The sequence below is a fragment of the Marinomonas sp. IMCC 4694 genome (assembly GCF_008122525.1).
GTDB lineage: Bacteria > Pseudomonadota > Gammaproteobacteria > Pseudomonadales > Marinomonadaceae > Marinomonas.
Window position 1 is genome coordinate 1 of record NZ_VSRV01000002.1, and the last position, 22,904, is coordinate 22,904.

Genomic DNA, 22,904 nt, shown 5'->3' on the forward strand with positions numbered 1-22,904 from the left:
AAGACGAGCATCACTGTGGTTCGTGGTGATGGTCGCATCGTTCGCCATGGTGACGTTACGAGCCGCCAACACATCCACAGTTTTATCTGTGCCGGTAGTGGTAAGCATTGCGTTGAGCAACACGTCTTGCGCTGCGTTTAGGCTGATGTGGCCTGCGCTGCTGATCACGTTGGCGTTCAAGGTCAGATCAGAGGTTGTACCGACTGCACTTAGCAATAAGTTACCGGCGGCCGTCACAGCATTGTTCGCAGCAACGGTTAAGCTACCACCCGTCACTATGACCAATTCTGCGCCACTGGTCAGGCCAGATTGTGCCGCGTCTGTCGTTGAAGCAGTGACACCACTCGCGTTCATTGTGTCAATGGTCAAGTCAACGCTGCCAACGGTGATGCTGTCAGTTTCCGTTATAAAGGTGCCCCTACCGCTCACTGTGCTGATGGTTGCTACTGTGGTGGTTAAATGACGATCACTTGCACCAATAGCATTTTTAGCATTTAGACGTAGGTTGGTTGCCGTGACGTTTATGGTGCTGCCCGCGGCATTAATCATGCTGCCGGTATCCGCTACCAAGCTCACGTTTTGTGCAACCACGTTACCCACTGTTAGGTTGGTGGCGGCATTTAAGCGCGCTGAGCTGTTGGTCGCAGTCACCTTCGCAGTGCCTGCCATCGTCAGAGCGCCAGACTCAGCGTCTAGGGAGATGGTGCCACCGGTTGATGAAATATCAGCTGAGATACCAAGATCAGTCTTCGCATTCAATACGATATTGCCTGTGGCTGTGGTCACACCTGTTAATGTCGATTGGGTGTTGCTCGCAACGCCGCTATTATTAATGGTATTGACGTCTACGGTGACTGTACCCGTTGCTACGGAAGTTGTATCGCTGACAAACACGCTGCCATTATTCGAGTTAAGTGCCCATGTGGTGACGGTTGTTTCGATTGCGTTGCTGCTTTCACCCGCGCCGTTTTGTGCATTAATAGACAATCCTTTTGCAACCACGTTGGTGCTTGTAGCTGTGGCTTGATTATCCAGTATTTGGCCTGCGGTGCTGTTCAGCGCCACGTCGCCATTAGTGCCTGCGTTGATCACGCTCAGTTTGATGTTATTCACCGCGTCTAAGCGTACATCGCCACCAAAGGTGAAGATACTTGAGCCAGATGCCATGGTGATTGCATTCTTGGCGTCTAAGTAGACCGTACCTTTATCCACCGATAAGATCTGGCTCACTGCCGCTAGGGTAATGTTACCCTTCGCTTCTAACTGCAAATTACCAGAGGTGGTCGTGCTGTCGAGTTCCACTTGACCGTTGACGGCTAGGTTACCCGTTGTTGCAATTAACTTCGTATGACCATCGCCTTGCAAGTAGATAGCACGACTGCCCGCTGTACCGGCATTAATCGTAAGATCCGTAGCAGAAATAACGACATCGCCTCCGCTGATGGCTGACACATCTTCTTGAGCCGCATCGGTTGTGGTAACGGATGTGGCATTTGATTGCACTCGTTCTACCGAAATAGCGGCAACGTTATCAATGATCAAACCGTCTGTTTCATCAATGAAAAGACCATTTTGACGAGTACTTGCTGTCAAGGTAGTCACGGTTGTTTCTAGAGCGTTAATGCTTGTCCCATTGCTGCCCACACCCTGCGTAACGTTCAATCGAAGGTTTGATGCCACAATATCTGTTGCCGCATCGCCCGCGTCTAAGACACTTCCGCCGACCAAACTGACGCTGCCTGTGCCCGCATTTAAATGGCTGATCGCCATTGTGTGCGTTGCACCGGAGGCACCGGTTAATGGTTTGGCTGAGTAACGAATATTACCGTCTTTGGTTACGGTCGTTGACGTATCTGCCATCGTTATTGCTTTACCCGCCAAGACATCAATGGTTTTGCTTGCTGCATCCGTACTGACATTGGCATTTTGCAACACGTCTTGACCCGCATTTAAGCTGATGTGCCCTGCGCTGCTGGTGACGTTGGCGTTCAAGGTCAGATCAGAACTTGTACCATTAGCTTGCAACAATAAGTTACCGGCGGCCGTCATCTCGCCACCCGTTGCCAACGTTTCAATGCTGCCTGCAGCGACAATCACAAGGTTACCGGCGCTGTTGAGGTTGCTTTGTGCAACGTCAGTTGTCGCCGTTAATGTGGTGCCGTTGGTACCAACTTGATTGACGTTAATCGCGCTCAAGGTACCGACTTGCAGAGCATCTGCTTCGGTGATGTACAAACCACCCGTGCCTGTGCCTTTCACGTCTACAGCCAGTTTCGCCACGTTCAGTTCTAGGTGATTCGCACTGGTGCCTGCGCCATTGGCATCCGCGGTTCCCGTGGTCACGATGCGTACTTCATCGGCCGTTAGGTTATTTGTTCCTACAGTAACAGCGTCGTTCGCATCGGTGATGCGGCTGGCGCTTAGGCTGATGTCGCCCGCTGTGGTCAATTGACCCAAGGCAAGCGTCGTGGTTGCTATATAACGAATGTTACCGTTTTCTGCTGTGGTGATTGCTGCCGCGTTCATGTCGATGGCATTGGCTCGGACATCGATCGTACCTGCACCCGTTGCCGTCATGTCACCGTTGGCGTTTTGAGTGAAAGTATCACTGCTCACCACACTGATATGACCGGAGCCTACGTTTAATCCCGCATCCAATGTGATTTGACCAGTGACATTCAGAAGCACATTACCGCTGCCTGTCGCTGTTACGCCTACTGAATCGTCAGTGCCGTCATTGATCGTTAAACCACCCGCGTTCACCGTTAAAACAATCGCGCCATCGGCTGTGGTGATTAGGTCTTCTTGAGCACTGTTTTGATCCGCCACACCCGCTTGTGCGTTCACACGACTAACATTGAAGTCAACGGTATCAACCACAAGCGTGTTGCTTTCTGTGACAAACACACCACCGGCACCCGCTTTAGCAGTTAAGCTCGTGACTGCGGTGTCGATGTGGTTTGCACCAGAACCGATAGCAGAGCCTGCGGTCATGATCAGACCACTTGCGGTGATATTAGCATCCGCTGTATTGGCCGCATCGACAATGGAACCTGATGTTCCTGTGATCAGCGCAACGCTGCCTGAACCTGCTGTAATAGTACGAAGCGCGATCGTATTCACCGCTTCTAAGCGAATATTACCCTTGTTGCCGGTAATGCTCGTTGTAGCGGCCATGGTGATGTCGTCACCGGCTTTCAGGTCGATGGTTTTGCCTTCGACCGTTGTCGCACTGATGTTCGCGCTGACCAAGATGTCTTGGCCTGCTTCCAAGCTTGTATGGCCAGCCGTATTAGTGACCGTACCGCCCAAGGTCAAATCAGAACTCGTGCCATTGGCTTGCAACAATAAATTACCGGCGGCCGTCATCTCGCCACCCGTTGCCAACGTTTCAATGCTGCCTGCAGCGACAATCACAAGGTTACCGGCGCTGTTGAGGTTGCTTTGTGCAACGTCAGTTGTCGCCGTTAATGTGGTGCCGTTGGTACCAACTTGATTGACGTTAATCGCGCTCAAGGTACCGACTTGCAGAGCATCTGCTTCGGTGATGTACAAACCACCCGTGCCCGTGCCTTTCACGTCTACAGCCAGTTTCGCCACGTTCAGTTCTAGGTGATTCGCACTGGTGCCTGCGCCATTGGCATCCGCGGTTCCTGTGGTCACGATGCGTACTTCATCGGCCGTTAGGTTATTTGTTCCTACAGTAACAGCGTCGTTCGCATCGGTGATGCGGCTGGCGCTTAGGCTGATGTCGCCCGCTGTGGTCAATTGACCCAAGGCAAGCGTCGTGGTTGCTATATAACGAATGTTACCGTTTTCTGCTGTGGTGATTGCTGCCGCGTTCATGTCGATGGCATTGGCTCGGACATCGATCGTACCTGCACCCGTTGCCGTCATGTCACCGTTGGCGTTTTGAGTGAAAGTATCACTGCTCACCACACTGATATGACCGGAGCCTACGTTTAATCCCGCATCCAATGTGATTTGACCAGTGACATTCAGAAGCACATTACCGCTGCCTGTCGCTGTTACGCCTACTGAATCGTCAGTGCCGTCATTGATCGTTAAACCACCCGCGTTCACCGTTAAAACAATCGCGCCATCGGCTGTGGTGATTAGGTCTTCTTGAGCACTGTTTTGATCCGCCACACCCGCTTGTGCGTTCACACGACTAACATTGAAGTCAACGGTATCAACCACAAGCGTGTTGCTTTCTGTGACAAACACACCACCGGCACCCGCTTTAGCAGTTAAGCTCGTGACTGCGGTGTCGATGTGGTTTGCACCAGAACCGATAGCAGAGCCTGCGGTCATGATCAGACCACTTGCGGTGATATTAGCATCCGCTGTATTGGCCGCATCGACAATGGAACCTGATGTTCCTGTGATCAGCGCAACGCTGCCTGAACCTGCTGTAATAGTACGAAGCGCGATCGTATTCACCGCTTCTAAGCGAATATTACCCTTGTTGCCGGTAATGCTCGTTGTAGCGGCCATGGTGATGTCGTCACCGGCTTTCAGGTCGATGGTTTTGCCTTCGACCGTTGTCGCACTGATGTTCGCGCTGACCAAGATGTCTTGGCCTGCTTCCAAGCTTGTATGGCCAGCCGTATTAGTGACCGTACCGCCCAAGGTCAAATCAGAACTCGTGCCATTGGCTTGCAACAATAAATTACCGGCGGCCGTCATCTCGCCACCCGTTGCCAACGTTTCAATGCTGCCTGCAGCGACAATCACAAGGTTACCGGCGCTGTTGAGGTTGCTTTGTGCAACGTCAGTTGTCGCCGTTAATGTGGTGCCGTTGGTACCAACTTGATTGACGTTAATCGCGCTCAAGGTACCGACTTGCAGAGCATCTGCTTCGGTGATGTACAAACCACCCGTGCCCGTGCCTTTCACGTCTACAGCCAGTTTCGCCACGTTCAGTTCTAGGTGATTCGCACTGGTGCCTGCGCCATTGGCATCCGCGGTTCCTGTGGTCACGATGCGTACTTCATCGGCCGTTAGGTTATTTGTTCCTACAGTAACAGCGTCGTTCGCATCGGTGATGCGGCTGGCGCTTAGGCTGATGTCGCCCGCTGTGGTCAATTGACCCAAGGCAAGCGTCGTGGTTGCTATATAACGAATGTTACCGTTTTCTGCTGTGGTGATTGCTGCCGCGTTCATGTCGATGGCATTGGCTCGGACATCGATCGTACCTGCACCCGTTGCCGTCATGTCACCGTTGGCGTTTTGAGTGAAAGTATCACTGCTCACCACACTGATATGACCGGAGCCTACGTTTAATCCCGCATCCAATGTGATTTGACCAGTGACATTCAGAAGCACATTACCGCTGCCTGTCGCTGTTACGCCTACTGAATCGTCAGTGCCGTCATTGATCGTTAAACCACCCGCGTTCACCGTTAAAACAATCGCGCCATCGGCTGTGGTGATTAGGTCTTCTTGAGCACTGTTTTGATCCGCCACACCCGCTTGTGCGTTCACACGACTAACATTGAAGTCAACGGTATCAACCACAAGCGTGTTGCTTTCTGTGACAAACACACCACCGGCACCCGCTTTAGCAGTTAAGCTCGTGACTGCGGTGTCGATGTGGTTTGCACCAGAACCGATAGCAGAGCCTGCGGTCATGATCAGACCACTTGCGGTGATATTAGCATCCGCTGTATTGGCCGCATCGACAATGGAACCTGATGTTCCTGTGATCAGCGCAACGCTGCCTGAACCTGCTGTAATAGTACGAAGCGCGATCGTATTCACCGCTTCTAAGCGAATATTACCCTTGTTGCCGGTAATGCTCGTTGTAGCGGCCATGGTGATGTCGTCACCGGCTTTCAGGTCGATGGTTTTGCCTTCGACCGTTGTCGCACTGATGTTCGCGCTGACCAAGATGTCTTGGCCTGCTTCCAAGCTTGTATGGCCAGCCGTATTAGTGACCGTACCGCCCAAGGTCAAATCAGAACTCGTGCCATTGGCTTGCAACAATAAATTACCGGCGGCCGTCATCTCGCCACCCGTTGCCAACGTTTCAATGCTGCCTGCAGCGACAATCACAAGGTTACCGGCGCTGTTGAGGTTGCTTTGTGCAACGTCAGTTGTCGCCGTTAATGTGGTGCCGTTGGTACCAACTTGATTGACGTTAATCGCGCTCAAGGTACCGACTTGCAGAGCATCTGCTTCGGTGATGTACAAGCCACCTGTGCCTGTGCCTTTCACGTCTGCAGCCAGTTTCGCCACGTTCAGTTCTAGGTGATTCGCACTGGTGCCTGCGCCATTGGCATCCGCGGTTCCTGTGGTCACGATGCGTACTTCATCGGCCGTTAGGTTATTTGTTCCTACAGTAACAGCGTCGTTCGCATCGGTGATGCGGCTGGCGCTTAGGCTGATGTCGCCCGCTGTGGTCAATTGACCCAAGGCAAGCGTCGTGGTGGCCACATAACGGATGTTGCTTAAACCACTCGTGATGCTGGTTACCGCGCCATCTTTCATGTCAATCACGTTGGCTCGGACATCGATCGTGCCGGTCGTGCTGATATCTCCGGCAGCAGCCTGAGTTAATGTGCCACTCGCTACCGCACTGATATGACCCGTTGCAGTACTGATGGCTTTATCAATATTCAATGCGCCATCCTGTGCTTGCAGCAAGATGTTGCCGTTGCCTGCGACGCTCAGTGCTTGCGACAAGGTTAAGGTGCCTGTTTTCGCAATCAGAACCACATCGTCGTTGCTTGCATCACTGGAATCCGTTGTTACCGTTGCGCCAACTAAAGCTGAGCCCGCTGTGGTGCCAGTCGTGCTGCCATCGGTGGCCACACGGTTCACGACCACGTCATTCACACTAGATAGTTCCAGTGCTGTGCTGTCGGTGACGTAAATACCGCCTTCAGCAACAGACAAGGCCATATTTTGCACTTCGGTTTCAATCTGGTTCGCACTGGCACCGATTGATTGAGCCGCACTCATGCGCACACTGTTCGCAAAGATATCAACGGCTATGTCGCCGTTAATGGCGGTATCGGTAATCGTACCCGTCGCGGCACTAATCAGGACAGACCCCCACGTTGCTTGATTACTCAACCCTGCAGGTGAACGATCACTGTTAACGCGCGCATCTAGCAAGCCAACCGCCACATTGGTGTTGGCTTGTAAACGAATATTACCTTGATTGGTTTGTACTCTGGTTGCCGTAATCGCCCCAGCTGACGCCAATAGTTCTATTGTCTTCGTAGCCGCTGATGTTTTTATCTCACCATTGCTACCAGACGCTGTCATGGCAATCGCATCGGCGGCTAACACGCTGACGTTTCCAGAACTGCTGCGCACGTTATGATTGATGTTCACATTCGCTGTGGTGCCTGCATTACGGGCATCCAACAAGATGTTACCGCTTGTTCCCGTGGTTTCTAACTGGTGGTTAATCGTTAAACTGCCATTTAATAGAACAAGACTGATATCACCCGCATCACCGGCAACAAGGGATACTCCCGATGTTGCAAGCGCGTCTTTCTCAACGATAAACACGCCACCGGTTGCAGTTAACTCAGCCGCGGCGGTATTAGTAATTTGGAACGAAGCGATGTCTGTTTGCAACGCTTTTGCGCTCTGGCCAACGCCTTGGGTGGCATTAAAGATGACGTTAGTCGTACCACCACTGATATTGGTGCCTGTGGTGAAACTGTCGTTAGCTTGAATCCAACCCGTTGCATCCGCGTTGTTGTCTGCAGTTAACGTTATTGTTGTTATTGCGTTAAGCGCCCATAACTCAATATTATCACCCGCCGTAAAGCTGATCGTACCGGCTGTCGACGTTCCTGTGCTGGCATCCGCTAGAGTGTTGCTGCTCATTAAAATGTCATTACCCGCGGTGAAGGTGATGCTTCCACCCGCCGTTAGGACATTCGCTCCTTGTGCAATATCACCCAAGCGTGAGGTTAAAGCGATCTGTCCAGCAGCGGTTGTTTCAATAACACCCAATCCTGTTGTTGTGATGGCTTGACCCGCTTTTAACGTAATCGCTCCTTGAATTGACTGGATAGTTTGAGCAACGGTAATCTTATAAAGATCATCACCCGCGGTCGCATCGGCTTTTGCTTCTACTGTGATTGTGCCTTCTGTTGATTGCGAAATAATACCTTGGCCACTTGCAGAGACTGTAATGTCACCACGGTCTGTGGTGATGGTAATGTTGCCCGCACCCGTATTTTGCTGTGTCGCTCTTAATACAGTGAGGTCACCATTCACTCGCTCATCACTGCTTCCTGTTAAAAAGTAATCGACCGCTGTTGCCGTTGCCGTTGTTGCGGGTTGACCTTTGTAAACATTCGCAAGGATGTTGCCAGACGTTGTATTCGTTACATCTAGGGTATTGATCTCTAACCATTGTAGATCGACGCCCGTTGCGGCACGCACAACGAGATTATCCACTCGAAGCGCCTCGTTATATTGACCTAAGAATACATTGGCTGGGTTTGCTTGCGTCACTTTACCGGCTTGCGAATAAAGTAAGGCATCCACGGCATCAATTTGGTTTTGAATGGTAATGTTGCTCGTAGCATCCAGTTTTAAGTCGCCTTTCACTTTTAGCCACTTACCTTGTGTCGAGCTGTCTTCTACCAGCACTGAGGTGCCATAGACATTAAAATCCGTATTAATAAGGAAATCACTGTCGTCCGTGGTCTCTGTTACCCCAACCGTTACACCGTTGCCGGCACGCGTTTCGGCTCGTATGTCAGAAACGTCAACCGTGCCAGAACTAGTAGGTGCGGTGAATACTAATGAATCTAATCGAGGGCCTTGTGAAACAGTCAATACCCCATCAACTGCGCCAGCTTGATACACCACCCCCGTCGTTTGCGACGTGTAAGCATAAGACTCACTGGCATTAATTTGACTGGCGAAAGCACTGGCTAAGGAACTGACAGTATGACTACCCGCCGTCACTGCAACGGTATAATCCACACCATCTAGGGTTATTGTGTAATCGCCCACGGTCGCAATGTCTGCACCACTTACTGTCAGCCCAGAAAGGTCTATGGTACGTTGCTCATGCCCAATGGTCACTTCATCAAAGGTGGAATGATCGATTCTATTCAACAAGGCATTGGATAGATTTAACGTACCTGATTGAACCTGCCCTGTACTACCGACTAACACAGCACGAGCATCACTGGTCGGACGGACAATAAAGTGTGACCCTGCTTCAGTGGCGGTAATAGCATCGTTAGACAGTAAGTTTAATGACAGTGTATTGGTTTCGATAAGAATATCACCACCATGGCCATCTTTAATCCCATTTAAGCTAAGCCCACCACTTTCGAACACAACTGAACTGGCGCCGTTAATGATTAAGCTGCCACCGTCGTTAAGCGTAACACCTTGCTTAAAGCGTACCTCACCAGTCGCGTTAATAATCAAATCACCGTTTAGCACCACAGAATCACCAAAGATGACGTTGGTTGCGGAGAGAATAGTCAGCTGATCCAGTGGTTTAACATCGACACCAACATCACCCACGCCACCAATATTACCCGTGAAATTAATCACACCAGCGGCCGATAGCTCCAAACGATTTTCTGTTATAGACGTGCTCTTAGCATTGATGGAACCATTACCTTCTGAGCCTGCCTCTACTGTAATGGAGCCTGCCGAACGCAAAAAAGCATCGCCTGAGACGACAATAGAATCCTGTATCCCAATACCGCCAATCGACGATGTTACACCGGTGCTATTTAAATAAGTGGTATGCCCAGACCCTTTGATCGTAACAGAAGGTGCGGTCAGAGCACTGTTCAAGAATATTTCCCCTCCCTCACCTGGGGCACTTAAAATGACGGTATCTTTAAAGGTTGTGTCTTCATTGATGGAAATGGTGTGGCCACCCTCTTCACTACCAATGATGATTTGACGGAAGCCTTCTTGCAGTTTATTCAGCTCAGCCGCACTTAACGTCAACTCTGTGGCGTTATCTGTACTACTGCTGATGACAATATCTTGATTCCCATCCATAGGACGGATAGACAAATCAGCGCCAGAGCTACGAATATCTCCGTCAATGGCCAACGTATTACCGGTTAATACAATGTTTTCACCGGCGGCATCGATCGGCGCAGAGATGGTTTGAGTACTGTCAGCACGACGATCGAAGTTAGTTAAGTCAGTGGAACCGCCTCGTGTTCCGGTATTCACCAACTGCGTACCGCGAAGCGTGATTAACGAAATGTTTGCACGTTGAGCACTTTCAACGTTGAGTGTGACAGCGTCGACCACAATGGCCAACGGACTGTTCAAGAAGCCAACCGAGTTGTCGCCTATTTGACGCGTAAAGTAAGTATCAAACTGGCCATCGTTTAACACGCCGCCGTCTGTCGCTAACTTACGACCGATCTCACCTTGTGCCTCGATAATGACTTTTCCAGACGTCGAATAGATGTATGGAGAGTTCGCCTCACGCAATACCGTGCCATCGAGAATATTTCTCAACTGAGCATTGGTATCAGTAGCGGCAATATTAGTAATCACGGCACCCTCGTCGGTTACCGTAAATTTACCTTGGCGCAACACCCAGTCAATACGAGTATCAAATGCGGCCGTCGAGACAACGCCGTCTTTCGTACCAAAGCTACCGTCCGTACGCAACCAGCCAGATTGGTTTGGATCCAGCAACACACTGCCTTGCGGAGCAAGCAGACTGACATCCCCTACACCATTAATGAGTATGGTACCGGCAAAGGTAATATCGCCGTCTTCTGTGGTTAAGCTGACGTTTCCGCCTTCAGTGATAATATTAGCGTCTAAATAAATACTCGAGCTAGGCGCGCCCGCGTAAAGAGTGAAATCACCGGTTTCGAGGGTGATATCCCCTGTTACGATGACTTCGCCACCCGACGTTTCCATCATCACATCGCCAGATTTTTGTGAAATCAACTCAATATCTAAGCCGCCAACGTTAGCAAGGTAAACCCCACCTTCGTTAGTGTTCGTCAATTGAATCGTGGCAATGGATGTGGTGAGCGCCTGTACACTGTTACCAATACCGTCTTCCGCCTGAATAACCAAGCGCGCTAACTCACCCGCATTAATACTCGTACCTTCGTCGAGCTCATTACTGATAGCACCACCAGATGTGATGACTATGTCGGCATCACTGGTGGTGACAATACGACCCAGAGCGATATCGCCGCCCGCCGTCAAGGCAACCTCACCCGAACCTACGTCAATTAAAGTGCCGCCTGTCATAATCAGGTCGCCAGTACTTGTGCTCAAATCAAGATCACCTGATTGCAAGTAAACATCGGCGCTTTCGCCCAAGTGTATATTTTGGTTCGCCTTGATCGTTAAATCACCAGAATCCCCCGTAATAACATCGTTTAAGCGAATGCTGCCGGAGTCGCTGACCAAGCGAATAGTATCCTCACCTGTCACTGTCAAAGCACTATCAATATTAACTGAGCCTGTTGATGTCAGATCAACCGTGTTGCCTTCATTAACTAGGCTTGTCACCTCAAGCGTTCCAGTACCGGTATTCACCAGCACAACATCACCTTGCGCCGTGATGTCTAAACTAGTGGTGTTGATCTTACCTGTGACCGTTCCACCAGCAATGATTGATAAGTTCTGCATAGCAATTGGCGTATAATCATCACTGTTTTTAAAGGTAACAGAACCGGTCACATTAAGGGTCACATTACCAGCGGTGCCAGCAAAGTCACCAATAGTAAGATCACCTTCCACATTGATGGCCACGTTGCCACCGTTTAAGGTCAACGTTGATAAGTCTAGATCACCTGTTTGAATGATCTGAACACCCGCACCTTCTTGGGTAATATTAAGGTTCAGCTCAGTCACTTTCGAATTAAGCGATACCTCACCACCCGCTGTTAAATTAAGCTGCCCAGCCGTTACTTCGCCGCCTAATGCTAAGGCTTTACCAGCAGACAATGTCACTGTGCCTGTACCGGCGTTTAAAGGATCAACAATAACTAGGTTTTGAGTAGCGGTTAAACTGACCGTACTGTCAGCTTTAATTGGCAATGACACAATCGTAAAGTTGCCTTCTACATTCAGACCAAAATTAGTCTGCTCAGTCGGCATATTAAGCACATAGTCACGTTTTATCGTTGGTGTATCGATGTTTTGGTTTTCAGAACGCGCACTGGCGGTAAAAGTCACACCCGCTTCTTTAGAGCTCAGCGTAATCGTCGTGCCACTGAGTGTTGCGTCTACCGTGCTTTCTTCCCCGTTAGAAACTTTTTCGGCCAATGTTGTCAAGATCGTCGTGAGATTTGCGCTGGCATCTAAACCAGTGGTAACCCCCGGACGAACCGAGTAGTTCACACCATCGACCCGTACCGTGTACTGAATGTCTGCAGACGCATCGCCACTAAAGCTTACATCAGTAACTTGTTTTTGCGCTACCACTGCAGCCTGCAGTGTTGACGCCATAACAGCATTACGATCTTGTTGGATAGCCGTAAATTCCGCACGAACCGCCGTAATAGTAAAGGGCGTATTAATCGCATCCGCTTCTAAACGAGCCATCGCTACGTCCACTGTGACATCACCCGTGTCCGTCGCTAACGTAACATGGCTCAGGGCACTGGCACCAATGCCCTCTATAGCATCCAGCTTAGCAGCCAGTTGCGCCATAATTGGCGTCCATAACTGATGCCCTGTAGGCGCGCTACTCGCGATTACTGTTGACACACCCTCAACAACAAGCGTCGTTGAAGAATCCCCAGCTGTAATCGAATCCACGTTGACGGCGTAAACCTGTCCCGCTATCTCAACGCTGTAACGCATGCCAGCGACTGGAATTTCATCGACTGCAAATTGAATGTCACTGACTTGTCGACTATTTACACCCGCTTCTGTCGTTGGAATAGCCCCTGTATCAAGAAGGCTACCGCTTTCTACACGATTACCATCGACCAGAGGAGCGGGTCCTGGATGAGTAAATACCAACGCGGCATTTTGACTGTCAACCCTAATGTCTAGGGTATTATCCAGCGCTAATAATTGGGCTTTGAAAGCGTCAAGTCGCAGTGCCCAAAGATCAGAAGCATCAACGGTAAATGTCTCAGCGCCGATCTTCAACCTGAGCATTCCAGGCGTAACGTTTGTTAAGTCCACACTCGTTATTTGTGACTGTTCGTTGGCCACCGCCTCTTGCGTTGGCGCAATCTCTGTGCCGTTAAGCGTGATGGTCTGTGCGGTTTCACTCACAATAACAAGCGCACTACTGCCGTCGTCATTTATATATTGAGATCGGATCGTCACAAGAGACAAAGCCGACCCTTCAGCCGCCGCTTCAGTCACTTGGGTAACTTGTGCCACGAAGTCGGTCATCACCATAGACCAAGGAGAGTCAACAATTAACGCGTCCACCTCAGGTCCTGTCACTGAATTATCACCGATTCTGACTTGCTGCACCCCTGTTGGCGCTTGAGATGGCTGTCCCAATATCATAACCGTCACCGCAGGGTAGACACCGCTAACAGAGAAGGGCTTATTATTGGCATCGGCGGTCAAAATCAGTGTTTTCGCGGCTTTATCAACGCTTGCTGTAATATCAAGTGCACTGTCTGCATTGACACTGTTCGCTAGGGTAGATAAAACCAAAGCCCACTCATCACCATCCACTGTCGTTGTAGTGGAACCAAGAGTAGAACCAAGAGTAACAACGTAATCGCCACTGGGTTTTGTTCCAGTAAAGGTGAGCGTTGTGATTTGGGCTTTTTCAGCAATAGACACGTCGTCTGTAGCATAGATCGCCGTCACAGCCGGGTCGCCAGTGACCGTTTGCAATGTCATGGTTTCAGCAGAGGCCAAGGCACTCAATGTAATGTCTTTGTTTATCTCAATCGCCAAACCTGCGACTATCGCAGCGACATCATCGCCACTTTGTGCTTGGTAAGTAAAGACCTTGGCTCCGATGGTCAAGGTGTAATCTAGACCCGCTGTCGCGCCGCCTTCAAGCGTCAACACGCCAGTGTCGGTTGCAAAGCTTGACGTTATGCTCTGTTGCACTACATTCTGCGCCGCCACAGTGGTTGTGACTGTGAAGGCTTCCCCTTCCGCTCCAGTGACTGTGATGGTTTTCTCTGCCGTATCTGCGACTGCGGTATAACCTGAGTTATCCTCCTCTAAAGAGTCGCTCAGTTGATCAAGCAGATAAGCCCAAGTATCGGCACCCTTCGCTTCAAAAGCACTCGCTTCCGCGGTGACTGTGTAGCCAATATTGGTCACATCCCCTTTGTAGACAATCTTAGTAATTTGAGGCTGTGTAGCACTGGCGACCTGTGTAGGAAGCGGTGCCGTTTGCGTTTTCAGTGCTTGCAGTGCAAAAGAAGACAAAGCAAACGGTACGTTAGCGACTTTTGCCTGTAGCTCAAGACCATCGGTCACTTTTGACACGGTCAAACGGTCACTTTCACCCGTTTCTATCGTGCTCTTTAATGCCGTCAATAAGGCATCCCAAGTGGTATAATCGCTGCCCTTAATACTGTAAATACGGGTATCAATAGGCGCGTCGTCCGTTGCAAACGTCGTGATATCACCCGATGTTGTTGAGGTGTAACCGCCGACAATGACCCGATAAGTAATAGCGGCACTCGGTAAGCTCGACGTATCAAAAATCACTTGAGAGGTTTGAGCCACCGCGGTTTCAGCAGTAACGGTTGGTTGAGAAGCGTCGTCGGCAATAGCCGTTTCAATACTGGTTTTGTTTTCAACCCCTACCGTAGACTGGTCAATGCTGTAGTTTAATGAAGAACTGAACTCTAAACGTCTTAGAGAAGCGTCCTCTAGCGTGATCGTAATATTATCTGTTGCCGCCTCAAGCTGAGTTTTCAACGACGTTAAAATAGACGACCAATCGGCTGTAATGTCGTTTTTACCTACCGTCGCGATGACAGTGTGCTCGGTAGAGGCTGAATCGGTCAGTACAACGGTAAAGATCATGCCGCTTTCAAGAGTTAGATCGGCATACTGCAATAGATCTTGTTGCTCAACCCCTGTTTGCGCTTCTTGTTTGGTATCGGCTTCTACTTTTGATACCGCTGCTGAGCTTTCAAACGCATCTGACTCTAAGCCCGAGTCCTTGAGCACAGTAACGTCTTTAAGAGTTTTACTGCCTGTTTTAGTGAAGTCTATTTTGACACGTTTATAAGGGTCTAATGCGGTTGTGAGTGTTTTGTTATTTTCCAACACTAATAACGGCCTAGCAATGTCACCGCGAATTTCGATGTTATTCGCGTACAAGTTTACCGTGGTGGCTTCGCCAGACGTAATGTCCGCTGTTGCATATTCAAAGACACGCAACTCGCCTTCAGACGCTAACGTAATACCACTGGCTTGCTTTAAGGACCCTAAGTTGACCGCGGTTTCAATTTTATCGACGGTCAAATTGCCTAAACTTGCCAGATAGATATCTTGATTAGCGCTGTCTTTGTTACCCACCACGTAAGTGTAGACTTGACGTGCATCAAGGTCTCCCCCAGAGGTCACATCAACACGGCCATTATGGGCAATAACCGATTCTAGAATAATGGCATCGGATTCATTTAGTACCAACGAGCCCGCAGAGGCCGCGGCAAAACCTTCCATTGTGGCGCTGGATTCAGCACGCACTACGTTTCGAACCAAGGTATTTAACTGAATAGCCGACGAGGAGCGAACGTCCAAAGTATCGCCAATGAAAACAGAGCTAGTATCACCCGCAATAGACCGAGCTTGTACCGTCAACACACCATTATTACTGCCTGTTTCTGGCGCTTGGTTTGCCGACACAATGGCGCCTTCTGCGACCAAACTACCACGGGTAATAATCGTGATATTTTCTGCCGCATCAAAGCCACTGACGCCACCTAAGAACCCAGTAAGCTCAAAATCTTCCTGGAGATCCAGTGAAATGTCTTCTTTTGCCCTTAATTCAAAACGCTCCGCGGCTAACTCGGTTGTTTTGACAATAAGATTACCGCCCGCTGTGCGGGTGATGACTTCGTCTTCACCTGGGAGCGTCGTACGTTGCAACGCATCCAACTGACCTGTAGCGGACATAATGACATTTGCAATCTTATTGTCGCCGCCATCTTTGTGGACAATGTTGCCATCAATGCGAATATTCGTGGCTGAAATCAGCTCTACTCTATCCGACGCCGTCAGTACCCCTGTGATCGAAATAGTACGAGGCATTTGAATGGTAATACTGTCAGACGTTAAGTTGCCAGGCAGCAAGGTGCTGAAACTTCCCTCTGTACCAAATCTAAAGCCAGGAATCGGCGGTGTATCGTTGACCACATCGTAATTGTCGTAATCAAAGTTCGTTCCAATACGATATTCAATAAAATCTGGCGCATTAAAGAAACGGTACAGGTTCATCGCGTTGCCTGCAGAAAACCCAATGCCTTTCGTAAATTGCAAGCTGTCTGTCGTATTTGAACCGCTGGCTCCAGTAAACCCAGTAAAGCCTGTGGGTGTTTCAACCAAAATATTATGCTCAGCGCTGACCAAGCGGATGCTTTCTGCTTTTATTAAGGAGTCAGCCAACACCTCTAACATACCTTGAGCTTGTATGTTGGCTTGAAGCGCTGCATTAACTTGATCGACTTTTAAACCCGTAATAAGCGATTCTGGTCGAGCTTGATCAATGATGTCCACATTCCCCGTGGTTGCGGTGACAGATACCAAGCGATTCACACTGGTCGCCACTTGAATGTCGTTACCGGCTTTGAGTGTCAAACGATCAGAAATCAGGTTAAGCGCATAATTGGTATCACCCAAAATAGAACCCGCGACGTCCAGTTCAATCAAACCTTCTGCGGCAAAAAACTGCTCTTCTGGTTTGGTTAAGTCGCTAATTTGCACGTCAACCAAGTCACCATCGGTATTTGTTTGCTTGATATACAAGGTACCATCGGCGTTTTCATAATAACGGCCAAATTCGACTCGGCCCGCGATTAGGTCGCCTCCTGTCGTTTTAATGAACAAACGGTTTTCGATTTGTGACTCGACCGCCACACTTGTATCTTTAATCGCCGCCGCAGAACGGACGTCGCCCAACACAATACGCTGATCACTGATCACACTAAGGTCGCCATTAAACACGGTAACCTTGTCCAAATTGACGCTGGAACGAATGCTTTGGTTAATACTCACGTCGCCCACACCGGTGGTTTCTAAGCGAATGGTATTCACTTGAGTTGATAACGCAATCGCCCCTCCTGCCATAATATCCAGCGTGTTTGCAGAAATAGCGTCAGCCACATCGCGTAAACTTAACGACCCTTGGGTACGCAGGGTCACATTACCGCGATCCACCGTACTGACTTGGCCAATGACCATATTGTTGGCGCTGCCCGTATTGCGTATATCAATGCTGTTACGGTTGCTCGGTGCTAATGTGGCCACTTTCGCAACGGTTAGCGCCCCTTTGGCTTCTACGGTAATCGCGCCATCTTGAGCGGTAAGGTTAGAAAGCGTGGCTCCACTGGCTAGAGCAAGGGTAATGTCGCCACGGCTGGTTGAAACAAGCGTGACGCTTGTTGCCGTGGTATTGGCAATTAAAGACAGATCCGTTTGCCCAGCGAGTTTAATGTCTCGTTCGGCTGATACCGTCAATGTGGTGGTCACAAGCTGACCACCCTCAACACTGACGCGACCTGCCGCTGACGTAGCGGTAAAGGTTTGGTCGGCACGAATAGAAGCATCAACCAAACTCACAGAGCCACCGAATTGCCCTGTTTTTAGGGTGATGTCTTGAGCCACTAGCTTAGCTTGATAATCGGATGTGATTGACCCTGTTGCGCCTGGCGCTAAGGCATTATCACCCGCTGCAACAATCATGCTTGTTACGGCAGAGACATCGGCACTCAGCTGAACATCGCGACCGGCCGTAATAAGCAGCTGATCTTTCGCCGTGAAAGTGGCCGACATATCACCCAAAGAGGCACTCCCTCCCGCAGAGATAGTCCCTGTGGATGCAGCCCCTAGGGATTGTCCCAATACGACGTTTTGCGCGGCATTCAATGCCATTTTACTGTCAGCACCCGTCACCGTTAAATTAGCCGCGTCAGTGACGGTTAAACTCGCACCTGAGTTGACGGTCATGGCGCTGCCTGCCTGTAACACAGCCACCGAAGGTAACGACGCGCCAGTGGCCAATTTGCCACCAATAGTGACACTCTTCTGTGCTTCAACCGTTAGAGTGTCGGTTGCTGTCACCACACCATTAACCAAGGTGTTACCACCAGACTTAATGGTGATGTTCGCTGCGTTTAACGTTTCGCCCCCAAAGCTACTGCCTAAAGTGTCAAGAGAGACGTAAGTGACATCCGTCACTAATCGTGTTTGTTGTTGAGTAATCGCTTGTTCGGCCCATACCGTCTGGGTTTCAAAACTTTCTACTTCCTTGGTATAAGTCACTTGCTCAAAAACAGGCACATAATCAAAAACGGTTTCTGCGTAACTTGTCCAATTATAATTTTCTGTTGCGCGTAAGTCGAAAATAGGGTTCCAGCCAGACTGCCACTCATAAGCGTAATCTTTGAACGTTTCATACACAAAACGGTCTACGTTCCAGTAAGGTTCAATTTCAAAAATAGCATGATGCTTACTATTATTATTTAAGTCGTTCCATTTACCGCCATCGTACATCTCAACGCCACTTTCGCCGCCATCGTTATTAGGCTCTCCTTTACTCCAGTTCGTATAAACCAAGTTTTGAGAATTACCTGAATTGCCTGTATCACTGGCTTTAATGAAACCTTGGCCTTTGGCATAGTAAGCGAAATCTCCACCTTTTGATAAACGATGCATACCAATCCATTCTCGTGTACCAGTAAGCTTTTCAATCGCTGTATTTTGAATTGAGTTAGTCGGCCAAGCCATATGCACATCAATGCTGGAGTTACCTTTGAGGCTCCGTAAAAGCTGCTGATAGTTATAGGCCCACTTAGCATGACCCCAATAATTTTTCTCTGTTTTAACAACAAAATAATCACGCTTATTATAACCATAGCGTTCATAACCAACTTTTTCGTAACTGGATGCAACGGCGCTCCCACCATTTTGAATTGATAAGCTGTTGGTCGTTTCAAGGAACAATTGATTTGCGGTTATAAAGCGGCCAAAATTCATTGATTTAGTCGAGTACTCTACGTCGGCCTTATTATCTGTGCCAATATTATAGCTGTAGCCATTACCCTCTGTAGTGGTGTAATAACCGCTGGTATTACTGACACCGTATGTCTTCGTATCGGTACCTGTCCAATGCCAGTCTGGCACTCGGTTCATAGTGATCGAATTAGAACCGGTACGGCCATCAATGATCTCGAATTCTCGAACACCACTATCATTTGTATATTTAACTTCCCAGCGCGCTGGGCTGTCATCATGGTCGTTCCAAATACTGCGAGGGTTAGGACCTTCCCAGTCATTGCCATAGACGCGTTGATCACCATACAATGGTTCACTGTTAAGCGTATAAGTATTGCTATTTTTAGGATCTCCATCGGAATCGGTTTTACTGCCTTTTCCGGTTTCAACGTAGGCCGAGCGGTCTTGCTCATAAATAATATCGGCTAAATCACGGTATTGGCCCACGTAGGTCTCTGCCGTCGAAGCTTCACCAAAGAAGACAACCCGTTCTACATCTTCGTTTGCGCCTTCTGGCATTAGTACAAAACGATCACGCCAACCTGCCACATCGACAGAATAGACAGTCCAATCTTGACGCGCTAAACGATCTGCGTAGGTCTGATCACTGGCCTTACCCGCCGCGTATTTAGTGGCCCATTCTGGCGTCCAAGTTTCTAATACAGGATCATTAACCCCCCGGGTTTTAAGCACTTGGGCACTGCTATAGTTAAAGTCGTAAATGGCCTTGTAACCTAATTGGCTTAACACAGCCGCTCTTGCATCCGCTGACAAGTCAGAGAAGGTTTTGTAATCATCCGGTTTTGTATAATCACTGGTCATGGCCGTATTGATGCCATAATCCGCCCATTTAATGACCTTGCTCTCCTTGTAGCTTGTTCCGTACAGACCTTTAGCATTGGTAGCATTAAAATAATCGATCCCTTCAACCAAATACTCACGGAAGCGCTCAGACGCTTTCGCATTAGGGTTCCAGTAGCCGATCTGCTGCATGTTCACCGACATGGTGTAAACATTGTTACCGACAGCAACCAGTTCTGTTCCTGTTTGCTGCTCTAGGCTGATGGTTTCCAACGTAATGATAGGGACTTTTATGGTTCCAACGGCAACATTTTGATAACCCACAATCTCATCGTACGTTTCACTTACCGTGGTATAAACTGGCACTAAGATGGTTTCAGGAGCCGCTACCAGTGGATCAGCATCTAAGGAGACGTTGCCGCCTGCTTGCACGTTGATGTCATTGGTTGCTTTCAGGATCGCCTGACCCGTAATAAAAATATCACCACCAGCCAGTTGATCTTCTGAAATAACCCCTTCAAGTTGTGCTCTTGACCATGCGGTATCAATACCCGCATTGAGATCGATACGGTCGTTCGAGGTAATAAAGCCTTGTGTACGTAAAGTGCGCTCTGCGTTGAGTAACACACGGCCGTCTTCCGCTCCAACACTGTCATAACCCGCATTAATAAGACCATCTACTCGCATTTCGGGGGCCACTAGATGCACGAGCTTATCGGCCTGAATAATGGCCGCTAGTACATCGCCGCTTTTCGCTTCGACTGTTAGCGCATTCGATGCAACCATATAGATGGTTGAATCTTCTCCCGTAGCCCACACTCGACTGCCTGCCAAAACACTGACGTTTTGTCCAGACATAACCACCGAGTCTCTGAAGTCCACATCACGTAATAACTTAATGTCACCAATGGTGGAGGTAATTTCAAGCGTACTAATTTTACCTTGACCAAGCTCTTGCTGGCCGACAACACCACGAATAACGATGTCATCTACCGATTGCAACAACATGGTACCGCCGCTACTTGTATCCAGTGTTCCCCCAGAAACATACTGGTTACTGTCGTCTAACGTTAACGTATCGATTAATAAGCCAATACCGCTGCTGTGGGTTCCGGCAATGATACTGACTTTGCTGTCGGCGCGAACAAGACCATCAACCGCCACTTGCGATTGTGAGCGTATATCAATGGTTGCATTAAGGCCCAAAGATTCCACCGCGGACTGAATAAGAACACTACCGTCTGATACCAAACTAATACGACTCGCGGCACTGCCATCCAGCGCCACCAAGGTCGCGCCACCAAATCCAGACGCATTCACACTGAGTGTACTGGCCGCTGTTTGCCAGATACCCACTCCTGACTCAGCTTGTCCAGTATTAACAAAGATCTGACCCGTAGAGCGAACGTCTGCTCCTTGGTCTGTTGTTCCTAAAATCACCGAATGGTTAGAAGTTAAGTCGATGCGTGTGCTTGCACCTGTCCAGCTGGCTTTTTGAGTATCAATATCAAAAGTAGCGCCCGACAGTAAGCTGCCGTATACCGCAATATCATCCGCTTGAATACGCAAACGTGAACTTTGATCGGTAGTATAAAGCTGGGCATCTTTTGCCAAAATAATCTGATTGTTCGCGGTGAGCGACAATTGATTACCGGCTTGAACCACAACACCGCCGGTATGGCTACCAAGCGTACCCAACAAAATCGACCCTGCGGCTTGTAACTGAATATTGTGCGATACCGCGCTAATCAGTTGTAAATTGGCCAAAATAGCATCCGAACCGGCGACAACAGACAAATCTCCAGCTACACGAATCGTTCCGGCTAATTTGACTTGTTCTGTTGCTGTTAGGTTGACCGATGCACCACTGCGATTTGCCGCTTGTTGAGTGCCAATTTCACCAGCTAAATCAAGGTTTTTAGCAGTAAGGTCTAGTTCAGATTGACTGAATAAACGACCACTTTTAGCGTCCAGGGTTAACGTGCCGACTTTTGACTCAATACTCAGAGTTTGCGGACTGCGCGCCTCGGGATCATCACTTTGTGTGATATCGCCAATTTTATTATTGATACTGATGTCATTCATGGCTTCAATATCAATGTAGCCCTTATCACTTAATACGGTGAATTCTGCCGTACCATGTGTGGTCAAACTGGTGGTATTAACTTGTGCCATGGTGCCCGCTTTGATCACAATACCTTCACGAGCAATCAATGAACCGTAAATATCCAACTTGTCTGCGGCGGTCACAGTGATCACAGCATCCTGACCACGAGCAACTAAATCACCGTACAAGGTGCCGGATGCACCTAAATTAAACTCCACGTTACCAGACAAGGTTTCAAGTCGGCTGGTGATGGTCAATTCAAGATCTTGCGCAGCAACGGTGGCGCCGGCACTGGTGAAATTGATGGAATCATAAGCACGAATCCAGCCCGCTACTCGAATATCGCCTCCCTCGGTCCCTTCCGAGATGAAGTTAACCATTGAGCCTTCTGCTGACGCGTCAATCGCATAAAAAGTATACGAATCAAGCGACTGCGTATCGAGTTGACTAAACCCAAGTAAAGTCGCCGCATTTTCGCTCGTGTTGTCGCCCACTTGTTGTAGGCTAAATTCATAGTCACTGGTCAACAATAAACGGCTGTCATTGAGGCGAACGTCAATTTTATCGGTTTTGGCCGTACTGCCAACAACAGGCGACCCCGTTGGTGAGTCAATCACGTCAAAATCGGTGCTATCAATTGCGGTTTTTAACGCTTGCGCTAATGTGATCAGACCGCCTGAACGTACCTCAGCAGGAAGCACGACCTTACCCGCGACAGTATGAGTACCAAGATCGACCGTCATGAACAGAGTAATGTCTTCTGTCGTCGTACCGTTAGCGTATTGTGCAAAACCTTCGGCAAGCACTTGCTGGTTCCACGCTGGCGCCATCAATGACACAT

At 49.2% G+C, this 22,904-nt stretch carries 1 protein-coding gene (running past one end of the window); it reads right to left on the bottom strand.

Features of this window, described 5'->3' with window-relative positions; genetic code table 11:
* The coding region annotated (locus FXV75_RS16240) for an LEPR-XLL domain-containing protein (RefSeq protein WP_148835493.1) crosses the window boundary (this coding region is incomplete at its 3' end): on the bottom strand, nt 1-22,904 show 22,904 of its 46,734 nt. The annotated region continues 23,830 nt past the right edge of the window.